Annotated in this window: 24 protein-coding genes; 9 read left to right on the forward strand and 15 right to left on the reverse strand. The window is 70.0% G+C overall.

The features are described from left to right. Window positions 1-197: 197 nt before the first annotated feature. Window positions 198-767, forward strand: a complete 570-nt coding sequence (locus QSK32_RS40850) for a GyrI-like domain-containing protein (protein ID WP_285474980.1) — start codon at window positions 198-200, stop codon at window positions 765-767. 52 nt (window positions 768-819) lie between these two features. Here QSK32_RS40850 and QSK32_RS40855 read toward each other — a convergent pair whose 3' ends face one another. After that, the gene (locus QSK32_RS40855; RefSeq protein ID WP_285474981.1) at window positions 820-1170 is read right to left on the reverse strand and encodes a winged helix-turn-helix transcriptional regulator; all 351 of its coding nucleotides are present in this window, start codon (window positions 1168-1170) and stop codon (window positions 820-822) included. Window positions 1171-1251: 81 nt separating this feature from the next. Between QSK32_RS40855 and QSK32_RS40860 the strand changes: the two genes are divergently transcribed. Further along, the gene (locus QSK32_RS40860; protein WP_285474982.1) at window positions 1252-2187 is read left to right on the forward strand and encodes an NmrA family NAD(P)-binding protein; all 936 of its coding nucleotides are present in this window, start codon (window positions 1252-1254) and stop codon (window positions 2185-2187) included. Between the two features lie 200 nt (window positions 2188-2387). Further along, the gene (locus QSK32_RS40865; RefSeq protein WP_285474983.1) at window positions 2388-2573 is read left to right on the forward strand and encodes a hypothetical protein; all 186 of its coding nucleotides are present in this window, start codon (window positions 2388-2390) and stop codon (window positions 2571-2573) included. Here QSK32_RS40865 and QSK32_RS40870 read toward each other — a convergent pair. The 3 genes from QSK32_RS40870 to QSK32_RS40880 all read right to left on the reverse strand — a co-directional run bounded on the left by QSK32_RS40870 (window position 2563) and on the right by QSK32_RS40880 (window position 5370). After that, complete coding sequence (locus QSK32_RS40870; RefSeq protein ID WP_157411154.1) at window positions 2563-3381, reverse strand: TrmH family RNA methyltransferase; 819 nt, start codon at window positions 3379-3381, stop codon at window positions 2563-2565. The genes QSK32_RS40865 and QSK32_RS40870 overlap by 11 nt on opposite strands. 93 nt (window positions 3382-3474) lie before the next feature. Continuing rightward, complete coding sequence (locus QSK32_RS40875; RefSeq protein WP_045743873.1) at window positions 3475-4503, reverse strand: YncE family protein; 1029 nt, start codon at window positions 4501-4503, stop codon at window positions 3475-3477. Window positions 4504-4809: 306 nt separating this feature from the next. Continuing rightward, window positions 4810-5370 (reverse strand): TetR/AcrR family transcriptional regulator, encoded by a 561-nt coding sequence (locus tag QSK32_RS40880; protein WP_285474984.1) that lies wholly within the window; start codon window positions 5368-5370, stop codon window positions 4810-4812. Between the two features lie 45 nt (window positions 5371-5415). On the opposite strand from QSK32_RS40880, the gene QSK32_RS40885 reads away from it, so the two are divergent. Continuing rightward, window positions 5416-6210 carry an MBL fold metallo-hydrolase gene (locus QSK32_RS40885; RefSeq protein ID WP_285474985.1) on the forward strand — a complete coding sequence of 265 codons (795 nt, stop codon included), beginning with the start codon at window positions 5416-5418 and terminating at the stop codon, window positions 6208-6210. A gap of 9 nt (window positions 6211-6219) precedes the next feature. On the opposite strand, the gene QSK32_RS40890 is transcribed toward QSK32_RS40885, so the two are convergent. Together QSK32_RS40890 and QSK32_RS40895 are read right to left on the reverse strand one after the other, a co-directional pair. After that, window positions 6220-7083, reverse strand: coding sequence for an oxygenase MpaB family protein (locus QSK32_RS40890; RefSeq protein ID WP_045743876.1), 864 nt, complete (start codon window positions 7081-7083; stop codon window positions 6220-6222). A gap of 71 nt (window positions 7084-7154) precedes the next feature. After that, window positions 7155-7391 (reverse strand): hypothetical protein, encoded by a 237-nt coding sequence (locus QSK32_RS40895; protein WP_157411155.1) that lies wholly within the window; start codon window positions 7389-7391, stop codon window positions 7155-7157. Between the two features lie 160 nt (window positions 7392-7551). Here QSK32_RS40895 and QSK32_RS40900 point away from each other — a divergent pair, with 160 nt between their 5' ends. Continuing rightward, entirely contained in the window at window positions 7552-8877 is a 1326-nt protein-coding gene (locus tag QSK32_RS40900; RefSeq protein WP_285474986.1) for a helix-turn-helix domain-containing protein, read from the forward strand. 3 nt (window positions 8878-8880) lie between these two features. On the opposite strand, the gene QSK32_RS40905 is transcribed toward QSK32_RS40900, so the two are convergent. The 4 genes from QSK32_RS40905 to QSK32_RS40920 all read right to left on the reverse strand — a co-directional run bounded on the left by QSK32_RS40905 (window position 8881) and on the right by QSK32_RS40920 (window position 12026). After that, on the reverse strand, window positions 8881-10056 hold the full coding sequence (locus QSK32_RS40905; RefSeq protein ID WP_045743878.1) for a UDP-N-acetylglucosamine--N-acetylmuramyl-(pentapeptide) pyrophosphoryl-undecaprenol N-acetylglucosamine transferase: 1176 nt from the start codon (window positions 10054-10056) through the stop codon (window positions 8881-8883). Window positions 10057-10112: 56 nt separating this feature from the next. Beyond that, a complete protein-coding gene (locus QSK32_RS40910) occupies window positions 10113-10301 on the reverse strand; it encodes a hypothetical protein (protein ID WP_045743879.1) in 189 nt (62 codons plus the stop codon). A 93-nt stretch (window positions 10302-10394) separates the two neighbouring features. After that, window positions 10395-10751, reverse strand: a complete 357-nt coding sequence (locus tag QSK32_RS40915) for a DoxX family protein (protein ID WP_045743880.1) — start codon at window positions 10749-10751, stop codon at window positions 10395-10397. Between the two features lie 39 nt (window positions 10752-10790). Continuing rightward, window positions 10791-12026, reverse strand: coding sequence for an extracellular catalytic domain type 1 short-chain-length polyhydroxyalkanoate depolymerase (locus QSK32_RS40920; RefSeq protein ID WP_045743881.1), 1236 nt, complete (start codon window positions 12024-12026; stop codon window positions 10791-10793). A 109-nt stretch (window positions 12027-12135) separates the two neighbouring features. Here QSK32_RS40920 and QSK32_RS40925 point away from each other — a divergent pair, with 109 nt between their 5' ends. Beyond that, window positions 12136-13971, forward strand: coding sequence for a glycoside hydrolase family 5 protein (locus tag QSK32_RS40925; RefSeq protein WP_285474987.1), 1836 nt, complete (start codon window positions 12136-12138; stop codon window positions 13969-13971). A 7-nt stretch (window positions 13972-13978) separates the two neighbouring features. On the opposite strand, the gene QSK32_RS40930 is transcribed toward QSK32_RS40925, so the two are convergent. Both QSK32_RS40930 and QSK32_RS40935 read right to left on the reverse strand, forming a co-directional pair. Continuing rightward, window positions 13979-15079 (reverse strand): caspase family protein, encoded by a 1101-nt coding sequence (locus QSK32_RS40930; RefSeq protein ID WP_285474988.1) that lies wholly within the window; start codon window positions 15077-15079, stop codon window positions 13979-13981. Then, window positions 15076-15429: an effector-associated constant component EACC1 gene (locus QSK32_RS40935; protein WP_157411156.1), complete on the reverse strand. Its 354-nt coding sequence runs from the start codon at window positions 15427-15429 to the stop codon at window positions 15076-15078. Before QSK32_RS40935 ends, QSK32_RS40930 begins: the two co-directional genes overlap by 4 nt. 113 nt (window positions 15430-15542) lie before the next feature. Between QSK32_RS40935 and QSK32_RS40940 the strand changes: the two genes are divergently transcribed. Further along, window positions 15543-16472, forward strand: coding sequence for a hypothetical protein (locus QSK32_RS40940; RefSeq protein WP_157411157.1), 930 nt, complete (start codon window positions 15543-15545; stop codon window positions 16470-16472). Here QSK32_RS40940 and QSK32_RS40945 read toward each other — a convergent pair. Both QSK32_RS40945 and QSK32_RS40950 read right to left on the reverse strand, forming a co-directional pair. Further along, on the reverse strand, window positions 16411-17022 hold the full coding sequence (locus QSK32_RS40945; RefSeq protein ID WP_285474989.1) for a class I SAM-dependent methyltransferase: 612 nt from the start codon (window positions 17020-17022) through the stop codon (window positions 16411-16413). The two genes, QSK32_RS40940 and QSK32_RS40945, sit on opposite strands and share 62 nt — an antisense overlap. Window positions 17023-17066: 44 nt before the next feature. After that, window positions 17067-17717 (reverse strand): hypothetical protein, encoded by a 651-nt coding sequence (locus tag QSK32_RS40950; RefSeq protein WP_157411158.1) that lies wholly within the window; start codon window positions 17715-17717, stop codon window positions 17067-17069. Window positions 17718-17775: 58 nt separating this feature from the next. On the opposite strand from QSK32_RS40950, the gene QSK32_RS40955 reads away from it, so the two are divergent. Continuing rightward, window positions 17776-18498, forward strand: a complete 723-nt coding sequence (locus tag QSK32_RS40955) for a hypothetical protein (protein ID WP_045743888.1) — start codon at window positions 17776-17778, stop codon at window positions 18496-18498. Window positions 18499-18510: 12 nt separating this feature from the next. Here the strand turns inward: QSK32_RS40955 and QSK32_RS40960 are convergent, their stop codons facing one another. Beyond that, complete coding sequence (locus QSK32_RS40960; RefSeq protein ID WP_045743889.1) at window positions 18511-18798, reverse strand: hypothetical protein; 288 nt, start codon at window positions 18796-18798, stop codon at window positions 18511-18513. Between the two features lie 213 nt (window positions 18799-19011). Here QSK32_RS40960 and QSK32_RS40965 point away from each other — a divergent pair, with 213 nt between their 5' ends. Further along, on the forward strand, window positions 19012-20136 hold the full coding sequence (locus QSK32_RS40965) for a pyridoxal phosphate-dependent aminotransferase (protein ID WP_285474990.1): 1125 nt from the start codon (window positions 19012-19014) through the stop codon (window positions 20134-20136). Window positions 20137-20151 lie beyond the last annotated feature (15 nt).

Consider the following 20151-nt stretch of genomic DNA (forward strand, 5'->3'; position numbering starts at 1 on the left):
GTCTGCCTGTGGAGCTGGTGTAAGACCTCAACGGGGGAATCTCCGTTCGGGGCGGTCGGCTGTGAAGCAGGAAACCCGGCGGGCGACCGCCGGAATCCCCGTCCTTTAGGGCGGGGAGAAGTCAAGAGGTCTTCACCCGGGCCTTCACCCGCCACCTCGGTCGTAGTCCGCAGCGCTACCGTGCCCGCGGGCTGAACGTGGCCGGCCAGCACATCGCCGCCGTGCACGCCTCGACCGTGAGTTCGACGGCGCCCTGCATCAGCCTCTACCGCATCAGCATCATCGAGAGGAAACCCGCTGTGCCCCTCGACATCTCGGTTCGTGACCTGCCCACCGTCCACGCCCTCGTGATTCGCCGCCGGGTCACGCGCGACGAGATCGCGACTGCGCTCGCCGAGTGTCTGCCGGTGGTGTTCGACTACGCCCAGCAGCATGGGCTGGCTATCGCCGGGCCGCCGTTCGCCCGCTATCCGGAAGTAGGGATGGGGTCGCTGACCATCGAGAGCGGCATCACCGTCGTCGAGCCTCCGTCAACGGCACTCGCTGACGGGATCGAGGCGCTCGTCATTCCACCGGGTCGAGCAGTGGTGACCATCCATCGCGGACCCTACGACAGCCTGCCCGAGTCCTACCAGCGAATCGAGAGGTGGATTCGTGACCAGGGGCTGTCCGCGGCAGGAGCGCCTTGGGAGACGTACCTGACCGATCCGGGGGAACGCCCGGACCCGGCGACGTGGGAGACGGAAATCGTCCAGCCCGTGCGGTGACCGGGCGCGCTGTGATCGGCCGGGTTGCTTCTCGTGATCCTGTACAGCTTTTCTAAAGGGCCGCGGCCGCCTCATGAAAGTCGACCACGGCCCCGCCGTGCTGCGCTGACCAGTCGGTCAGGACCCGGATCGGCTCGATCAGGGTTGCTCCCAGCTCTGTCAGGCGATATCCGGCCTGCGGCCCGGCCTCGCTCGCGACGAGACCATGGCCTTGCAAGCGGCGCAGGGTCTGGGTGAGTACTTTGCGGGAGACGCCATGGATCACGTCGGCGATCTCACCGTGACGCAGCGGACCCCGGCTGAGCGACCAGACGACCGGTACCGCCCACTTGTCGCTGAGAATCTCGATGGCGAGCCGGGCCGGGCAGTCCGACACGAAGCCGCTGGGTGCGCATCCATACATCGCTCGACGTTACCAATCGGTTCCGAGCGCCCTTCTAGCTTGGTCGTCATGCGATCTTCGAACTCCGCACGAACTGTCCTGGTGGTCGGCGGCACCGGTGCGATGGGCAGCAGCGTGGTACGCCGCCTCCTGGCGACCTCCGACGATCTGCTCGTCGTTCCGACCCGCGATCCAGCCTCGCCCAGGGCGGTACGGTTGGCCGAACTCGGTGCCGGCCGGGTCACCCTGATTTCCGACGCCCTGGACGCGGCCGTCATGCGCCGCGTCGACCGTGTCTTCGCCAACACCAACTTCTTCGCCGCGGCCGACGTGCTCACCGAGTACCGGCAGGGCATCGACCTGCTCGAGGCGGCCCGTGCGGCCGGCGTGGATCGCTTCATCTGGTCGTCGCTCGACGCGGCCGCCACGCTGACCGGGGGAACCAATCCGGTCCCCCATTACGACACGAAGGCGGCTGTCGCTGCGCACATCAATCTCATGCGTGCGCACGAGATGATGCGTCAAGAAGAGGACGGCTGGTACACCGAGCACGTGTCGGTGCTCGTGACGGCACCGTACTTCGAGAACCTGTATCTTCTCGCGCCACAGGAGGGCCCACTGCCCGACGGCCGGCACGGCATGCTGTTCACGCTCGCCCTCGGCGACGGCACATGGCCCTTGATCGCACTGGACGACATCGCGTGGTTCGTCAGCCACATGTTCGACTCCTGGCAGAGCTGGGGCGAACGGGACCTGGCCGTGGTGGGCGACAGCCTCACCGGGCAGCAGATAGCGTCCGTCTTCGAACGCGTCACCGGAGTCCCATCGGCCTACCAGCCGTTGCCGCTCACTACCCTGCGCGACGCCATCCCCGGGACCGGCCATGACTTCGCGGCCATGTTCCAGTTCTTCCAGAGTCGGAACATCGCCGCCGGTGACCGTGACATCGACGCTCTGCGAAAGCTGCACCCGAACCTGATGACCTTGGGCGACTGGTTGCGTGCGACGAACTGGGACGGCAGGCAAAAGAACTGGTAGACGTGGCTATGAATTGTCGCCGGTGCGGAACACCGGTCCTGGCTGCCGCACCCGCTGGTGCTGGGGCTGGGGGAGAGCCCCGGGTGAAGATGGGTGTCTTTCCCCTTCTTGCCGGACCGGGGCCTATGGTGCCGGGACCTGGCGGCGGATGGGGCACGCGGTGATCGCATTGCCGGCGGCTGCCGGTTCGGTATCGATCGGTGGCCCGATGCGGGTGGCACGGTTTCGAGGGCTACCGCACTGCCTGGGGCGGCCCGACACTCGCCGGGGTGTGGGCGGTGTACGCCGGGCTTGTCCTGCTGGTGACGGTTCCGGTGCTGTTGTGGACGTTGTGGGGGCTGGCTCGTCTGCGGGGCCGGGTCCTGGGAGGGGCCGTCACCCGGTGAGCGCCCGCTGCCGGGCCGCCTCGTACAGGACGATCGTGCCGGCGGCCGCCGCGTTGAGGGAGCTGGCGGAGCCTCCGATCGGGATGCGCAGCATGCGGTCGCAGGACTCCCGCCAGGCCGCGCTCAGGCCGTGTGTCTCGTTGCCGATCACGACGATGGTGGGGCCGGTGAAGTCGTGCGCGGTGATGTCGTGGCTGCCGTGCTCGTCGGTGCCGACGATGACGGGGTTCACGGCGTGTAGCGATGAAGCCCAGGCGAGCACCTCGCGGTGACCGGGCGCGCGTACGACCGGCACGGCGAAGAGGGAGCCGGTGCTGGCGCGTACGGCCTTGGGGTCGTAGGGGTCGGCCGCATGCCCGGTGGTGATCACGCCGGACGCGCCGAGGGCGTCGGCGGAGCGGATCAGCGTGCCGATGTTGCCGGGGCTGGTCGGCCGGTCGAAGACCACGAGCGGCAGGCCGGGGCGGACCGGGATCCGGTCGAGGTCGTCGGCGGGCTGCCCGACGACGGCGAGCAGCTCCGGGACCTCCTGATCCTTGCCGCCGAGCTCCCGGATCAGCTCCGGGGACAGGCGCACCCGGGTGGCGTCACCGGCCTGGTCCAGGACGTCGTTCGCCCACGGTGAGAGATCTCCTTCACCCTGGATGAGGGTACGAACGTGCCAGCCGTGCCGGACTGCGAGGCTGATCGGGCGTACCCCCTGGACCAGGAATTCGCCGGACCGGTGGCGCTTGGTGCGGTTGGTTGTCAGCGCGAGCCACTGTTGGAAGGCGGCGTTCCGGGTCGTGATCCGGAGCATCGTCGTCACCACCTCGCACCCTGGCCGGACCATCGATTGTGCTCGCTGTCCCCCGATCCGGTAACCACCGGATCGGGGGAGGCCCCCATCGGCCCGGGGCGGTCAGCGGGTGACGACGTGCAGTTCGGCCCGGTCGGCGGGCTCGGTGGCGTCGTAGGTGACGGTGTAGAGCCGCCGGGTATCCGGTGACCAGGTCAGAGCGCCGGCAACGATCGCACCGGTCGAGCCGGCCAGGGTGGTGTCGGAGAGCAGCGTGCCGCCGGCTCGGTAGACGAGCAGATGCCGGCCCACCTCGGCGCCCTCGACGGCGGTGGCCAGCAGGGTGCCGCTGTCGGTGAGTTCCATCGCCTGCAGGAACGGGCCGGTCTCGTACGCGCCGGTCTGCTGGGTGAGGTCCGTGACGGCGTACCGCTGCACCCGGTAGGCCCCGGCCGCGTATGCGGTCCGGCCGCCCGGCGCGAGCGCCAGGTCGAACACGTCACCGCGGGCCGGGTCGTAGGAGCCGGGCCCGGCAGGGCCGAGCACGCCGCCCGTGCTGACGGTGTAGGCCCACAGCCGGGCCGGGCTGAGGCCGTAGTCGCTGACGAGCAGGATGCCGGGGTTCGCTCGGGCGGTGGCCAGCAGCGGCGGGGTGAAGAACTTCTGTCCCGCCAGCTCGAGGGTCACCGTGCCCGCACTGCCGCGCAGGTCGACCCGGCCGAGGTCACTGTCCCACTGGCCGCAGCCGTACCCGAACCACAGATGCCGGCCGGTGACGGCGAGGGTCTCCGGGCAGGGGCCGGTGGTGTAGCGGGCCGTCTCCCGCAACGTTCCGGTGTCGAACGCGACGATCGCGTTCGCGGACGGCAGCGCGGCGAACAGGGTCCGGCGGTCCAGGCTCAGCTGCAGGTCGGTCGGTCCGGGCAGGTTGTCGAGGCTGCCGGTCACCACCCCGGCGGCGTCGGTCACGGCGATCTGGGTGGCGGTGCGGCCACCACTGACGAACACCCGGCCGGCGGTGGCGACCACATCGGCCGGTGCGGTGAACGGAAGGGTGGTGACGGTGGACGCCGCGAGTGCGGGCCCGGTGAGTACAGCGGTGGTGCAAGCCGCGGCGGTGGCGGCGAGAGTGATCCGTGCGACGGTTCTCATCAATCCCCCTGGCGCGTCGTCGGCAGACGCGGAGGACCAGGCCGGCATGGACGACACGCCGATCGGCCACCCCCGTGAGCCGATCCGGAAAAATGAAGAGGTACCAGGGGCGGGCAAGGGCGGGGACGTCGCTTTACGCGTACCCCGGAAAGGGATCGAGAGAATCGCCTGGTCCTCGCCGCGCCACCGCCCGCGCACGGCGCCCGGCGAATCGGATTGCCGACAGGCGGCCCACGGTGAGAGTTCTCCTCCGGCCTCGATGGGGCGGAAGGCCGCGTCGCGTGTGGTGATCCGGAGCGTCGCCGGTCACTCCGAGGACTGCAGGACCCGCCGGATGAGGTCGTCGACGAAGTCCTCGGTGGCGGGTTCGCCCTCGTACGTGACGCGGACCAGGACCGCCCCGGTGAGCTGGGCGAGGGCCGGGGCGATGTCGTCCGGATCCAGGTGCTCGGCGAGGATCGCGCGCAGGCCGCTCGTCCCGGTCTCGTAGAGCCGGCGCCGCAGGGACCGCATGACCTCGCCGTGCCCGGAACGTTCGACGACGCCGGCGAGGAGGCGGTCGAGGCGCCGTTCGGTGAGGTCGGTGGCGAAGTCGAGGAGTGCGGTCCGCAGGTCGGCGCGCAGGTCCCCGGTCGGCGCCGGGTGGTCGGCGGCGTCGCAGATGTGTTCGATCGCCGCGCGTACCAGGTCGAGCCGGCTGGGCCAGTGGGCGTAGACGGTGCCCTTCGCATATCCGGACCGGGCGGCGACCGCGGCGTGCGTGACGGCGTCCCAGCCCTCGTCCAGCAGCAGGGCGGTCACCGCTTCGATCACGTCGCGTTTGGTCCGCACGATTCTCGGGTCTTCGGCCACTGCCTGATCGTTCACAACCGCCATGGTAACTACTGAACAGGTTGTGCAATAGTGAACGGCATGACCAACAAAGTCGGGATGACGATCACGCAACTCCCCACCGGGACGTACGCCACACCCGCCGCGCTCGCGGTCCGCGGCGGCTCCTTCCGGGACCGGCGCGACTTCACCGCCACCGCCGTGCTGATCGAGCACCCGGACGGAGACCTGCTGATCGACGCCGGATTCGGCCGGGACGCCGGCGCCCACATCGCCTCACTGCCCTTCTACCGCCGGTCCGCGCACACCCTCGGCCCCACCGCGGCCGCGCAGCTCGACGCCCACGGCTACGACCGGTCCCGGCTCCTCGGCGTCCTGGTCACCCACACCCACTGGGACCACGTCAGCGGACTCGACTCGCTCGACGTACCGGTGTGGATCAACGACGACGAACTCGCCTACGCCCGCAAGGCGACCTCCGACCGGGTCTTCGCAACCGTCGCCGCGGGGCACGAGCTGCGGACGTACCGGTTCGACGGCCCCGCCCATCTCGGGTTCCCGGCCAGCCACGACGTCTACGGCGACGGCTCCGTCGTGATCGTCCCCGCCGCCGGGCACACCACCGGGTCGATCATCGTCTTCGTCACCGCGCCCGGCGATCGCCGGTACGCCTTCATCGGCGACCTCACCTGGCAACTCGACGGCATCACCGAGCACGCCGAACGACCCCTGCTGATGCGCTACCTCGCCGACAGCGACGCCCGGCAGGTCCGCGCCGACCTTGCCCGGATCATCGCGATCGCCGACCGCTACCAGATCGTGCCCGCCCACGACGCCCGCGGCTACCGGGGCATCCCGGTGCTCGCCCCGCGATGAGACGAGGCGTCACCGGTCCGGTTCGTCGAGCATGTCGTGCCGTCCTTCACCTGAGCCGGCCGGCCCCAGGTCGCTGATCTCGTAACCGTCCGGGTAGCTCGGTGCGGTCAATCCGCCCTCGAAACGGCCGGCCGTGCGCGGGGTGCCGAGGTGGCGGATCAGCAGGGACCGGGCCCGCAACCCGCGATCGACCGCCACCCTGACCAGCCGCGGTGGGGTGGCGGCACTGGTCGCGGCCCGCAGCCGGTCGTCGTACGTGGCGCCGACGATCAGCCGGGCGAACCCGCCGAGCATGCCCGCGTTGGCCCGCTCGATCGCGGCGGCCTCCGGGTTCGGGACCAGGTGCTCGGCGTCGTAGGCGTCGAACCAGCCGGTCAGCTCGTCCAGGGTGTCCGGGACCGGCACGTGCATCAGGCGGCCGAGTTCCGCGTAGAAGCGGAACGTGGCCTGCCGTTCGTGACAGCACGGTTCTCGCCACGCGTACCTGTCCAGCCAGCGCAGCGGGATCACCACGCAGCAGGCGAGCACATAGAGGTACTCGTCGGCGGGCTGGTCGCGGTACGGACGGTGGATCCGGTTGATCCGGCGGATCGCCTCGCGGCTGCGCGGATGGTCCAGGCCGTGGATGACCATCTCGTACATCAGCAGGCCGGTGTCGTCACGCCTCTTGCGGGTCCGTTCGGTGAGCTCACCGGTCCCGGCCAGGATGCGGGCGATGGACGGGGTGGAGAACGACCGGTTGAAGCCCTGGTTGAGGCCCAGCTTCATGTCGAAGGGGAACTCCACCAGCACCATCTGCCGATAGATGTCCGCGAAGTCGACGTCCGGGTCAAGATCTTGGATGCGCCGGAGATTGGCGTAACGGCCTCTCATGGTCCGGACATTCAAGCAGATCGCCGGGTACGGGCCACGGGCGGCGGGCAATGGCGCCCGCCGCCCGTCTGTCATCTCCCACAGCCGGATCGCCGGTCGGCAACCCGCGCTGCGGCCGTCATGGTCACCGCCGTGATCACGCACAGCGCGACCAGAGACTGAAGGACGACGCGTTCTCCCAGCCCCCACACTCCGGCGGCGCCGAGGATGCTGCCGATCGCGGTTGCGAAACTGCCTCCGGCCAGCAGCACGGCGCGGGCGACCGAAGGACCGCCCTCTGGCCTGCTGGATGTCGTCAAGTCGGTCATCACGATTCCCTTCGCCGGGGTACGCCGTCGCGAGCCTTGACGTGAGAAGACCAGCCGACCGGTGCGGGAAACCAGGCATGCCGACTTCTGTGCAAGTCTCTTGCGTGATTCGCATGAGGCGCGCGACGGTGAGAGTCCCGGGCGTCGAACGGAGCGGGCCGTGACCGCACTCTCCTGGACGACGAACCCGGCAATTCTGCAGGCTTCTCGCGCCGGCGAATACGCCACCATCCTGCGCAGTGCCCGGGCCGCCGCCGGGTTGACGCTCGAGCAGCTCAGCGCAGCCAGCGGCTATTCGGCGTCGACGCTGTCGCGGCTGGAGAACCGGCGTCGGCCCATTCGTGATGAAGCCGAGTTGCGCAACATCGCTGACCTCTACGGGGTACCTCTGCGATTGTTCGGCCTGCCTGCCCCGTCTGCGATGTCCCCGAGGTCTAACCTGGCGAAGACAGTGGACAGAGGGGGCGACGACGTGCAACGACGCAACTTCCTTGCCGGGGCTGCGGTGGCCGGGGTGTCGGCAGTCCTTCCGGGATCGTCCCCTGCCGACGCGACTCCGGCAGGGCACTCGATCCCGGATGTGCTCTTCGGCCGTGTCGTCGCGGAACCGCTGCCGGGCCGCCAACTCGCGGCGCAACTCGCAGCCGCCCGGGGTGACTACCGGGCCGCACGCTACAGTCGGCTCGCCCGGCGGCTGCCGAGGTTGCTTGCTCAGGCCCATGCGGGCCGGGACGCCGCCGGTCTCAGCGAGATCGCCGCAGCGTCCGACCAGCTCTCCGAGGCGTATGTCGTCGCCGCTCAGCTGCTTCTCAAACTGCATGACGACAGCCTGGCCTGCGTCGCCGCGGACCGTGCACAGCGAGCCGCCGGCACCGGAACCGACCCACTGATGATGGCGGAGAGCCGGCGGCTGGCCGCCACGGTCCTCCGGCGTGCCGGTCACGGTGACAGCGCCCAGCAACTGGTGCTCGCCGCCGCGGCCCGGCTTCGGGACGACGTTCCGCGCCGGGACGCCGCGACCCGGGCCGCCTACGGCCGGATGCTCGCCGTCGCCGCCTACACCGCAGCGGTCCGTGACGACCGGGACGCGGCCTGGGAGCTGCTCGCCGAGGCCGGACAGGCGGCCGCGGTGGCCGGCGGGGCGGCCGCGTTCAACGGCACTGAGGTCGCCGTCTACCGGATCAGCGTCGCCCGCAAGCTCGGCGATTACGGAGCCGCGGTCGACTTCGCCCGGCGGGTCGACCCGCGATCGATCGCCGACGCCGAGCGGCAGGCCCGCTACTGGGAGGACACCGCGCTGGCGTTGCACGGCCGGGGCCGTCCGTACGAGGCGTTCACGGCCTTACGTTCCGCCGAGCAGGATGCTCCGGAGGAGGTCCGCTGCCGGCCGTGGGCTCAGCAGCTCACTCGCGACCTGCTGTCGTCCCCAGCGGCTCGGGGTATGTCCGGGCTGCGGGACTTCGCCGTCCGTACCGGTGTGGTCTGAGCCCTATCCTTTCGGCTGCGCGGTGGCGGCCAGGATCTCGGTGACGACCTGGTGGGCGGCGTCGGGGCGGCCGTGCTTGCGGGCGGCCTGCGCCAGCGCGTCGCGCTGCCGGGGGTCGGCGAGCAGGCTGGTGACCTCGGTGAACAGGTGCTGCGCGCTGACCTGGTCGCCGTCGAGCATGCGGGCCGCGCCCTGCTCGGCGAGGTGACGGGCGGTGATGCGCTGCTCGTCACCGGCCGCATGCGGGTACGGCACCAGGATGCACGCCTTGCCGAGGGCGGTGAGCTCGGCGACCGTGCCGGCGCCGCTGCGCGCGATGACGATGGCGGCCGCGGCCAGCAGGTCGGGCAGCTCGTCGTGGATGAACTCGACGACCCGGTAACGAGCCGCCAGGTGCGGCGGCAACTGGGCGGCGGCCTGCTGCATGTCCGCGTAGTTGAGGCTGCCGCACTGGTGGACGATCTGGCAGTGGGGGAGCAGGCCGGGCAGCGCCTCGGAGACCATCCGGTTGATCTGCTGGGCGCCGAGCGCGCCACCGGTGACCAGCACCAGCGGGACCGACGGGTCGAGGCCGTAGGCGGCCAGCCCCTTGCCCGGGTCACCCTGCAGCACCGCGGGCCGGATCGGGTTGCCGGTGACGACGGCCCGGCGGCGGACCCGCTCGGAGAGGTGGGCGAGCGAGGCCTCGTGGCTGAGCAGGACCCGGGTGGCGACCTGGGCGAGGATCCGGTTCGCCAGGCCGAGGCCGAGGGTCTGTTCGTGCAGAAGGTACGGCACCCGGAACGCGGCGGCGGCCAGGCCGATCGGCACCGAGACGAAACCGCCGGTGCTGAGCACGACGGCGGGACGGGTCCGGGCGACGGTGAACGCGGCCTGGGCGATGCCGATCGGGATCCGGAACGCGTCGACGAAGTTGCGCCACAGGTCACGGGGCGAGACGGAGCGCCGCAGCTTGCCGGTGACGACCGCCTTGAACGGGATGCCGTTGCGTTCGGCGATCTTCGCTTCGAGCCCGGTCGCGACACCGACCCACAGCAGCTGCGGGGTGGTGCCGACCTCGGCGAGCCGGGCCTGCAGCTCGTGGATCGTGGTCAGCGCGGGATACGTGTGCCCACCGGTGCCGCCACCGGTCACGATCATGCGGAGTGTGGTCAGACGCTGGGTGCTGTAGAGGGACATACCTAGCCACTTCGATGAACGTGAAACCGGACAGAGTCGCCGAGTCTAGCGGGCTCCTAGAAGCGTGGGTCGCGGGTGGGAACCGGGACCTGCGGGGCGCGGCGGAACAGCAGCGGCAGGGCCGACGGGCCGGGCACCATCGACGCGGCGACGAGGGCCTCGCGCCGGTGGTCGCGGGTCAGCTCGTTGATCTCGGCGGTGGCCTGCAGCCGGAAAGCGATGCGGGCGGCGAGCCTGCGGAACATGGAGTCTCCTTGTCGAGAGGTGTCGCGTACCACGGTAGGCCGGAGAAGGGCCGGACAGGGGTGCCCTGAGAGGGCACCCACCCGCGATCTGCGTCACGATCCGTAGTGGTAGGCCACGGTGAGCACCAGCGTCGTGGTCACCGTCACGAAGAAGATGAACCAGCCGAGAAGATTGCGCGAACCGACCCGCAGATGCGCGATCAGCGCACCGGTGAAGTACAGCACCAGCCCGGCCGCGGCCAGGGTGCCCAGCCACGGGACGGCGAGGCCGGCCACCAGCCCCAGCGAGCCGGCGGCCAGCAGCAGGCCGAGGACCGGCACGAAGCGGCGCGGGATCCGCTTCATGTCGGCCTGGGCTTTCGGGTACTCGTGTCCGATCAGGTAGAAGACTGCCGCGGTGGCGGTGAAGACCGCGGCGATGACGGTGGTGATCAAGTAGGCGGTGTGCACGGGACAGGGACGGCGTGCCACCGGGAAACGTGACAGTCGTCAGGAGGCCTGGCAGGTGGGTGTCGCCGTCGGGCCGGTGCCGGTGCCCTGGAAGCCGAACTCGGTGCTGCCGCCGGCCGGGACCTGTCCGTTGTAGGTGGCGTTGCGGAACGTGCTGCCGGTGGCGACGGCGTTCCAGGTGCTGGTCACGGCGCTGCCGGACGGCAGGGTCAGGCCGACTGTCCAGCCGGTGAGGGCGGACGATCCGGCGGTCACCTTCACCGTCGCGACGAATCCACCGGTCCACGAATTGAGCGAGATCGTCGCGGTGCAGGCACCGGTCGGGGGCGGCGTGGTCGTGCCGCCGCTGTCCAGGCCGAAGAAGGAGATCGCCATCTTCGCCATGCCGGTCAGGGGCAGTGAGTGCCCGACCCCGGCGACGCTGATCGCCTCGACCGGGGCCTGCACGGTGTTCGTGCCGTACCGGGTGCGGGTCCATCCGGCCTGCGGCGTGTCGGTGGCGACCGGTGTCTGGCTGACGCCGAGCACGTCGGTCCACTGTTTGATCTCTTCACCGAGGTTGGGGTACGCCAGAACGGTGTCCGTCGCGCCGTGGAAGACCTGCATCCGCGGCCGTTTGCCGGTGTACCCGGGGTAGGCGGCGCGGACCAGGTCGCCCCACGCGGCCGGCGTCTTGATCAGCTGGCCGGACGAGCAGGTGCTGTTCCAACCGGCCTGGTTGGCCGGGTCGGTGGGGTCGCCGGCGGTGGCGGCGAAACAGCCGAACGGCACGCCCATGAACGCGGACCCGGCGGCGAACACGTCGGGATAGTCACCGAGCAGCACGTTGGTCATCATGGCGCCGGACGAGGCGCCGGTGACGAAGGTGCGGCCGGCGTCGGTGCCGTAGTTCTGCTGGACCCAGCGGACCATCGACACGATGCCGGCCGGGTCGCTGGTGCTGTCGTGGGTCAGCGCGCCGGGGCTGGAGACGTCGTAGCAGTTGCCGTTCCGGACGGTGGACGGGTAGATCACGATGAAGCCGTACTGGTCGGCGAGCGACCGGAACTCGGTGCCGGAGAAGAACGCCGGGCCGGAGCCGGTGCAGTAGTGCACGGCGACCAGCAGTGCCGGGTCGGCGGGCCGGTTGTCCGGCACGTAGAGGTGCATGCGCAGGCCGGTCGGGTTGGTGCCGAAGCCGGTGACCTCGGTCAATGCGGCCGCGGCGGCTGGGCGGGTCGGCAGGAGAACGACGGCGGCGAGCGTGACGAGCGCGGCCAGCAGGGCTCTTCGCATCGGGAAACACCTCTCCTGATTGACATTTTTCAATGTCATGCATGTTACGGGAGCGCTCCCACGGAAGCCATCACCGCATACTGTCAAGAAACCTTTGAAAGGGGTGGGGATGGCGCGAACGGTTCTGGCGGCAATGATCGCCGTGATTCTCGGCGTCGGCGGACCACCGGTGCGGGCCGAGGCCGCGGAGACCTGGACCGGTCCGCTCAGCACCCGCGGGCGTTACATCGTCGACGCCAACGGCGAACGGTTCAAACTGCGCTCCGGAAACTGGCACGGCGCCAGCGGCACCTGGAACGGTTCCGGCGACACCGCCGTCGATGCCAATCACCACGCCGGGGAGAACGCCAACCGCATTCCGCTCGGACTCGACCGCGCACCGCTCACCACGATCGTCGACAGTTTCCGCGAGATCGGGCTGAACAGCGTCCGGCTGCCGTTCTCCAGCGAGATGGTGCGCGACACCGTGCCGGTCACCGACGCCGCCGACGCCGCCAATCCACAGCTTCGCGGAATGACGCCACTGCAGGTGTACGACCGGGTGGTCGCCGCACTCACCGACGGCGGACTCGCCGTCATCCTCAACAACCACACCACCACGACCCGCTGGTGCTGCGGCGTCGACGGCAACGAACGGTGGAACACCTCGCAGACCGCGCAGGTCTGGGAGGACACCTGGGTGACGATGGCCCGCCGCTACGCCGGCGATTCCCGGGTCGTCGGCGCCGACCTCTACAACGAGGTACGCCGCACTGTCCTCGACGACCCGAACTGGGGCTGGGGAAACGACCACGACTGGTTCACCGCGTCCCAGCGCGCCGCCGACCGCATTCTGCGCGAAGCCAACCCGAACCTGCTCATCATCGTCGAGGGCATCAACTGGACCGGCATCCCGGTCGACGGATTCGCCCACGAACGCCCCACCCTGAAACCGGTCCGCACCCTGTCCCACACGCTCGTGACCTCAGGAAAGCTGGTGTACTCGGCGCACTTCTACGACTACACCGGACCGAACCACAGCGGCGCCTCCGGCGTGGGCGAGACCACCGACCCGCGCTACCGGGACCTGAGCCCGGCGGAACTGACGGAGGTGCTCTACCGCGACGCGTTCTTCGTCTCCGCCGAAACCGGCCAGCATTTCACCGCCCCGGTGTGGATCAGCGAATTCGGCGTGGACGGCAACGCGGCAGCCGGATCGCTGCAGCGGACCTGGTTCGCGAACTTCGTCGCCGAACTGATCCGCCACGACGCGGACTTCGCCTACTGGCCGGTGGTCGGCTGGTCGGAACAACGCGCCGCCAACGGCTGGGCGCTGCTGTTCTGGGACCGTGCCGGAACACGGACGATCGCCCAGGACTGGCGGTCCGAGATCTGGTCGCGCCTGCTCACGGCCACAGGCTTCACGGGGCACGTGCAAAGCACCCCGACCTGGTCGATGCTGAGCCCCGACAACGGCGACTTCGTGGCGTCGTCCCGTCTGCGGAATCAAGGCGACTGGGATTCCGGGGCGCGCAAGGCCGCCTGCCCGGACGGCCAGCGCCTCGCCGGAATGGGCCACACCGGCAACCGTGGACTCTGTTACGGCCCGGCCGGAGCCTTCACCGGAACACAGGTGGTCACCGGCGAGCAGAACGTCACCACCGACTGGGCGTCCGGCTACACGAAACTGCAGTGCCCCGCCGGATCGGCGGTCATCGGATACGCGGTCCGCGGCGCGGCGATGTCCAGCGTGATCTGCGGCGCCCTCGGACTCCCGAACAGCAGCGGCCGCACCGTGTGGTTCGACCGCGGCGACAACCGTCCGTCCGGCAACCCGGGCGGCGACTTCGCGTCCGGCAATTACAAAGGCCAATGCGCCGCTGACGAATTCGTGGCCGGCGTCGCGTACACCGGAAGGATCTTCTCTTCCAAGACCCCCGACGCCCTCTACTGTCTACGGGCGTGAGCACAGCTCAGTCGGGGTGGTAGCCGTATTCGGCGAGCCGCTCGCGAGCGATGCGCACCTCATCGTCGGTGAACAAAGTGTTCCACGGCTCACGGAGGACGAACGCCTCGACGGCGAGGTCGAGGCGTTTCTTCTCCCAGAGAGTGGTGAAGCCGCTGGAGACCGACGACGTGTGCAGAAGCTGCCGTGCCGCACCGAGTCCGCCGAGCCGGGAAATCATCTGGATATAGATGGTGGCGTTGTAGTTGATCTGGCGTTTCATGTCCTGATATCCCTGCACCAGAGCCCGGTGGAAATTCCTCTCCAGGGCGGCGCGGTCCACCGGTTCCGCCTCGCTCGGCGCGACAGCTTCGACGAGTGTCGGAGCCGAGTCGCTGCGGCCGACGTTGTTGCGCCCAAGCGCCAGGAGATCGGCGAGGCCGGTGCCCTTCTGTTGCGGCCGGGGCATGCCGCGGGCGTGCAGCCCGCGGACGAGCGCGGTGTAGATGTCATGGAGTGAGAGCAGGCCACCTGCGCCGGGAATGCCCTCCCGGAGGATCCTCAGCAGCTCCCCGGTGAAGGCGGTGAAGCGCTCACCGGGCGGTGCGACGGCGGTCGAGTACGCGGGCGCCGAGGCGAGGGTGTAGGTGCCACTGATGTCGAGGGCGGCGGTGACTGCGGACTGGGCGACGGACATGGCCGCCGTGGCATGCCCGGAGAAGCAGCAGTCGAGAATCAGGATCCGGTTCTTCGCCGGAGCCTCGGCCAGTGCCTGCCGCAGCCAGTCGACGGGTACCGCGGTGTACGCGACCCGAGCCGGATCGGTGGTGGCGACGGCGAGATGGAGGACCCCGCGGGGAGTCAGGAATCCGTGCCCGGCGTAGTAGACGATCACCGTGTCCTCGGCACCCTCGACGGCCTCGTCGAGGGCCTGGCCGACCTCGCCCGGAGTACGCGGATCAACGAGTTGCCGACACCGTCCGGGACCGATCACCCCGGCCAGGGCCTGCGCCACCGCGGCGACGTTTTCACCCACCGACGGCAGGTCACTGATCGCGTCGCTGATGAACTGCGACGTCCCGATCACCAGCGCCCGGGACCGGCCCGGTTCCGGCAGCCGGGCGGTCACCGCTGTTCGCCCATCGACTCGACCGCTCGTGACAACAGCCGCTCGGCCGCACTGGCGTTCGTCGCGTCGATCTCGACACGCCGGGTCCGCTCGCCGTCGGCGATCTCCACGATCACGGTGGTGCGGCGTGCGGACAACCAGGAGGTGAGAGCGCCGCCGAACGCGGCGACCGCGCCACCGCTGCCGAGCGCCACGGACACCATCTCGGTGACACCACCCATCTCACCCGGCTGTGCCGCGGTAGGGACCGTCCGGACCCGGCCACGCAGGTCGTCGTCACGCTGAAGCCAGGAGTAGAGCGACGTCAGTTCCCCGGCCATGCCATCGATGAGCGCAATCGTCGCAAGCACGCGGCGATGCTCCCGCATCCCCGGCTGTGAGCGCTATAGGTCGTCCGGGTCAGGACAGAAGTCGTCGCCAATCGGTCTCTTCCGGGCCTCGACGCTGTCTATCGTCTGTCGGCGTGATGAACGACGAAGCCGGGTTCGCGATTCTCCTGGGACGCCCGCTTGGCGATTTCGACCGGGATGCGACGTACGCGTTGTACTACTCGTGTTCCGACCTGTCCGGCGAACTGTTCGCGCGGTCGTTCGACGCCGGGGTACTTACCCGGGGCGAGATCGTGCATCCGCCGTACCCGAGCATCTCGGTCCTGGGCGAACTGTTCCGGAGCTGGGATCCGATCGCGCCGCACTGGAGCCTCGACCTCGGCCTGTCGTGGTTCCGCAGCGGCGATCCCGAGGAGGCCCTCGCCCTCGACCTGCCGGAACTCGCCGTCGGACTGTCCGGCGTCGAACTCGGCCGCCTCCTGGTGGACCGTGACTGGAAACCGCGGAAGCTGCGCCGCGCGTACCCGGAGATCGATTTTCGGGTGCACACCGACGGCACCCTGCTCGACGCGATGCGCGCCGCCACCGGCACCATGCTCGCCCACGGCGAGATCTTCGAACCCGGGCCGGTCCGCGGCGTCGAGCCGCAGTGGCAGCGGAAACTCGCGGTGCTGCCCGCCGAACTCCGCGACCACCTGAGCGTCTTCTGCCGCGACGAGAACACCGCCCGCTCCGACGGTGCCTTCTACCTCGGCACCGAGGACCCGGGGCTGCTGCGCGAGGCCGAGGTGATCGCGGCCTTCCAGTTCGGCGAGGCCCAGTCCTGGTCGGCGATCGTCCAGATCGAGGCCGACCTGGAGGACGAACCGGAGGACGTCGACCGCATGATGCTCCTCAGCCCGGAACAGTTCGCGTTCCTGAGTGCGGTACGGGAGGAACAGGGCGAAGACCTGACTCCCGATCGGGTACACGCGCTGCTGGCCGAACTCGCCGAACAGGGTGCTACGCCCGCGCCAGCACCTGGATCCCCTCGGCCTGGTGACCGTTCATCGTCGGCACCCTGATCCGGCGCTGGTCGATCAGGTGAAAATCGGCGAGAAGCTGCCGCAGATGCCCGGCCTCGTGATGACGGCAGACCGCGCCGTCACCGGTGGTGAACACCCCGTGCGGGCCGGGTGAACGCGCGTACCGCAGAAGGCTCCGCTCGTCCGTCTGCAGCGTGAGATCACTGACGTAGAGCAGGCCGCCGGGCGCCAGGAGCCGCCGCACCTCGGCGACCAGCGCGCGCTGGTCCTCGTCGCCGGGGACGCAGGTGAGCACGGCGAACAGCAGAATCATGTCGAAGCTCGCCGCCGGACGGTCCACGGCCGGCGGCGACGCGATCAGGTCGAAACGCAGGTCCGGCCGGTCGTGGCGGCCCCGGTCGATCAGCGCCGCGGAGATGTCCGCACCGGCGACCCGGCTGAAGCCGAGATCGCTCAGCTCCGCCATGGTCCGGCCGTACCCGCACCCGTAGTCGAGCACCCGCGCCGACCGGTCGACGTCCGCCAGCCACTCCCGGTGCAGGGGATGGGTGAAGGTCTTCGCCGCGCCGACGGTGTTCCAGTACGACATGTTCACACGGTCTCCCAACATGACGCCGACAGGTGGTGGAGAGATCAGCCGCTCTGCAGGCAGCGGCCGTCGTCGAGCACACCGACCGGTTGCATCGGGGCGGCGCCCTGGCCCGGCACGGCGAACGACACCAGACAGGCCGCCTGGGCGCGCAGGTGGACGCCGTAGACGATGCCGCTGCCCTCGGACTCGCCCGGATACCTGGCCTCCCGCACCTCGGCCTCCGGATAGCCGGCCTCGATCAGCGCTGCCCGGACGATGCCGAAGGTGGTGCCGCCGGGGGACTGCGGACGCGCCGCGGCGCAGGACGCCGGGTCAGGGCACATTGCCAGGTGTACGCCGGCGACGATGTCATCGGCCTCGCGGGTGGCCTCCGGCGTGACGGCAGGCCTGCTGCGGTGCGGGTCCTGTTCCAGCAGTGGTTGGCAGTGCTGCGCCTTCGCCATCAGGATCCGCACGTTGACCGCGTCCGGGCCGGCGTCGCCGACGAAGGCGTACATGCCGTTGCTGCTCGGATCACACCCGGCTCTGAGCTGCGGCATCTCCACCGGCGCCGCCCGGTCGCCGGTGGCGGTCGTCGCCGGCGCGGGCCGGTGCTGCCACCAGAAGCCGGCCGCGGCCGCACCGACCGCCAGCACCACCGCGGCCACCGTGACGAACCCGGCGGACCGGGGCTGATCCCCGAACACGAACATCCGGCCACAGTAGTGACGCCCGGACGCGGGCCTGGGAGCGGGTTTCTACGCTGGCGGCATGCAGCTGACCGAGATGAGCGTCGTCGGGTTCCGGACGTCGGTCACCGTGTTCCAGCGGCCCGGCGGGGGACTGCGGTGGGTGATCATTCCGACCATCCACATGGGGCACGCCGACTACTTCTGGGCGATCTGGCAGCGGCTGCGCTCCTGCCAGGCGGTCATCGCGGAGATCGCGGACGGCCCCAGTTCCACCGGGATGCTGTACGCCGACGCGATGCGGCTGGCCCGGCAGCGGGCCAGCCGGGACCTGGTGCCGCAGGACATCGACTACGGGGCGCTCGGGGTGCCGATCATCTTTCCCGACGAGTACCTCGCCCCGCCGCCCGATCCGGAACGCCGGATCTCCCGCGAGGAGCGGCTGCTCGTGCGGATCCGCAAGCCGTTTCTCGCGCTGGAGATGGCGCTCACCGGCGACGGCGACTGGTTCGGCAACCGGCAGAACCTCGACCTCTACGACAGCACCGAGGTGGAACGCGACGCGACCGACATCGAACGCGAGGAACTGCTGCTCGGCGTGCTGCACGAGATCGACGGCGAGTTCGCCGCCGAGGACATGGAGGTGGCGGTCGTCTTCGGCGCACTGCACATGCCGACGGTCGTCCGCGACCTGATCCGTCTCGGTCACCGGGTGATGCCGGGCGCGCAGTGGCTGACCGCGATCGATTACGACGAGCCGCCCCACCTGCGCAAGCCGAGCCTGGACGGCTGGATGAACTGGTGACGGCCGAGCCGTTCAGACCGCGTGGCTCGTGGTGAGCCTGCCGCGATACGGGTCCCGGGCGATCGCCTGCCGGCACGCCTTCGGCCTCTCCGCGGTCAAGAAGATGCCGGCCGTCGGGCCGGTGCAGTCGTCCCGGAACTGCGGCATCGCCACCGCGGGCGCCCGGTCGTCGGCCCACACCACCTCCGGCACAGGACGGTGCTGCCACCGGAAGCCGGCTGCGGCCGCGACCACGGCGAACACCACGGCCGTCACCACCAGAGCCCCGGCCGACCGGTACTGATCCCCGAACACGAACATCCGGCAACGGTAGCCATGTTCAGTTGCGACCCGGTTGCCGTCAGCACGTCCGTGCGTACGCGATATCAGGCACGAGCCGTCCCCCGACCGCCCGGTCGATACGCAGGCCCGATCAGCGGGACGGTCTCACGAGGCAGAGCGCCGGATTGTCAGACCTGCCGCAGCCTCGGAATTGGCCGTGTTCGACGGGGCAGGTGGCCGTCACGATGAGGCATGACCACATTTCCGGCCAGCCCGATGACCGCGCTGATCGACGCGCATGTCCGCTACGACCTGGCGGAGAGCACCAGCCCACCACTCACCGTCGGTGACCTCGCCTCCGGGGAGGAGCTTGCCGGGCTGACGCTCGGTTACGGGACCAGTCGCGGCGATCCGGAACTGCGGGAGCTCATCGCCGCGGCGACCGGTGTTCGTGCCGATCAGGTTCTGGTCACGGCGGGCGCCATCGACGCGATGTTCCTGGTCGCCCAGGCAACGGTCGAACCGGGGGAGCAGGCCGTTCTGGTCAGCCCCTGTTTTCCACCGGCGCGGACTGTTCCGGAAGCGCTGGGCGCCACCGTCGACGTGGCGCGCGCCTCGTTCGACGACGGCTACCGGCTGCCCGTCGCGGCGATTGCGGGACTGCTCTCAGCGCGTACAAAATTGGTGTCCCTGGCTTCTCCGCAGAATCCCTCCGGGGTGCTGCTGCGGGAGGCGGAACTGCGGGACATGCTTTCCGCGGTGCGGGAACGTTCACCCCAGGCGGTGGTCCTGGTCGATGAGACATACAGATTCTCGGGGTACGCGGAAAGCCCCGTCCCGCCCTCCGCGGCCGCGCTGTCACCGCACGTGGTGACGTGCGGTTCCGTCTCGAAGGCGCACGGCGCGCCCGGCCTGCGGATCGGCTGGCTGACCGTGACCGATCCTGATCTGTACGAGCGGCTGCGTGAGGCGAAGTTCCAGTCCGCGATCGCGGGTGCGAACGTCGACGAGTTCCTGGCGGCCCGGGTACTCGCGCGCCAGTCCGCGATCCTGGCGTCCCGTGGCGCGTTCCTCGCCGAGCAGTTGGCGACGCTGCGGAAGTGGTCCGCGGACCACGGCGTGGAGATGGTCGTCCCGGACGCCGGCGCGCTGTGTTGCCTGCGGGTGCCGGCCGGCGTCGACGTCGACGGCTTCTACGCGCGGCTCGCCGACCTTGAGGTCCGGGTGGGCCGCGGGTCATGGTTCGGCGAGTCGGACCGCGTTTTCCGGGTCGGTTTCGGTCATCTGCCGGCCGACGACTTCCGGGCCGCGCTGGAGCGGCTCGGCACCGCGCTGATCGGAGGCAACCCCTCAACCGGTCAGGCGGGGACCCGATGAGGCGTAGGTCACACC

It is taken from the genome of Actinoplanes sp. NBRC 101535 (assembly GCF_030269225.1).
In the GTDB taxonomy this organism is placed as follows: domain Bacteria; phylum Actinomycetota; class Actinomycetes; order Mycobacteriales; family Micromonosporaceae; genus Actinoplanes; species Actinoplanes rectilineatus.

Excerpts from the sequence above, each read along its gene's own strand:
- QSK32_RS40945 (WP_285474989.1), bottom strand. The coding sequence starts at position 17,022 with ATGTCGTACTGGAACACCGTCGGCGCGGCGAAGACCTTCACCCATCCC.
- QSK32_RS40890 (WP_045743876.1), bottom strand. The coding sequence starts at position 7,083 with ATGAGAGGCCGTTACGCCAATCTCCGGCGCATCCAAGATCTTGACCCG.
- QSK32_RS40950 (WP_157411158.1), bottom strand. The coding sequence starts at position 17,717 with ATGTTCGTGTTCGGGGATCAGCCCCGGTCCGCCGGGTTCGTCACGGTG.
- QSK32_RS40905 (WP_045743878.1), bottom strand. The coding sequence starts at position 10,056 with ATGTCCCTCTACAGCACCCAGCGTCTGACCACACTCCGCATGATCGTG.
- QSK32_RS40855 (WP_285474981.1), bottom strand. The coding sequence starts at position 1,170 with ATGTATGGATGCGCACCCAGCGGCTTCGTGTCGGACTGCCCGGCCCGG.
- QSK32_RS40895 (WP_157411155.1), bottom strand. The coding sequence starts at position 7,391 with ATGACCGACTTGACGACATCCAGCAGGCCAGAGGGCGGTCCTTCGGTC.
- QSK32_RS40885 (WP_285474985.1), top strand. The coding sequence starts at position 5,416 with ATGACCAACAAAGTCGGGATGACGATCACGCAACTCCCCACCGGGACG.
- QSK32_RS40955 (WP_045743888.1), top strand. The coding sequence starts at position 17,776 with ATGCAGCTGACCGAGATGAGCGTCGTCGGGTTCCGGACGTCGGTCACC.
- QSK32_RS40910 (WP_045743879.1), bottom strand. The coding sequence starts at position 10,301 with ATGTTCCGCAGGCTCGCCGCCCGCATCGCTTTCCGGCTGCAGGCCACC.
- QSK32_RS40960 (WP_045743889.1), bottom strand. The coding sequence starts at position 18,798 with ATGTTCGTGTTCGGGGATCAGTACCGGTCGGCCGGGGCTCTGGTGGTG.
- QSK32_RS40875 (WP_045743873.1), bottom strand. The coding sequence starts at position 4,503 with ATGAGAACCGTCGCACGGATCACTCTCGCCGCCACCGCCGCGGCTTGC.
- QSK32_RS40965 (WP_285474990.1), top strand. The coding sequence starts at position 19,012 with ATGACCACATTTCCGGCCAGCCCGATGACCGCGCTGATCGACGCGCAT.
- QSK32_RS40920 (WP_045743881.1), bottom strand. The coding sequence starts at position 12,026 with ATGCGAAGAGCCCTGCTGGCCGCGCTCGTCACGCTCGCCGCCGTCGTT.
- QSK32_RS40925 (WP_285474987.1), top strand. The coding sequence starts at position 12,136 with ATGGCGCGAACGGTTCTGGCGGCAATGATCGCCGTGATTCTCGGCGTC.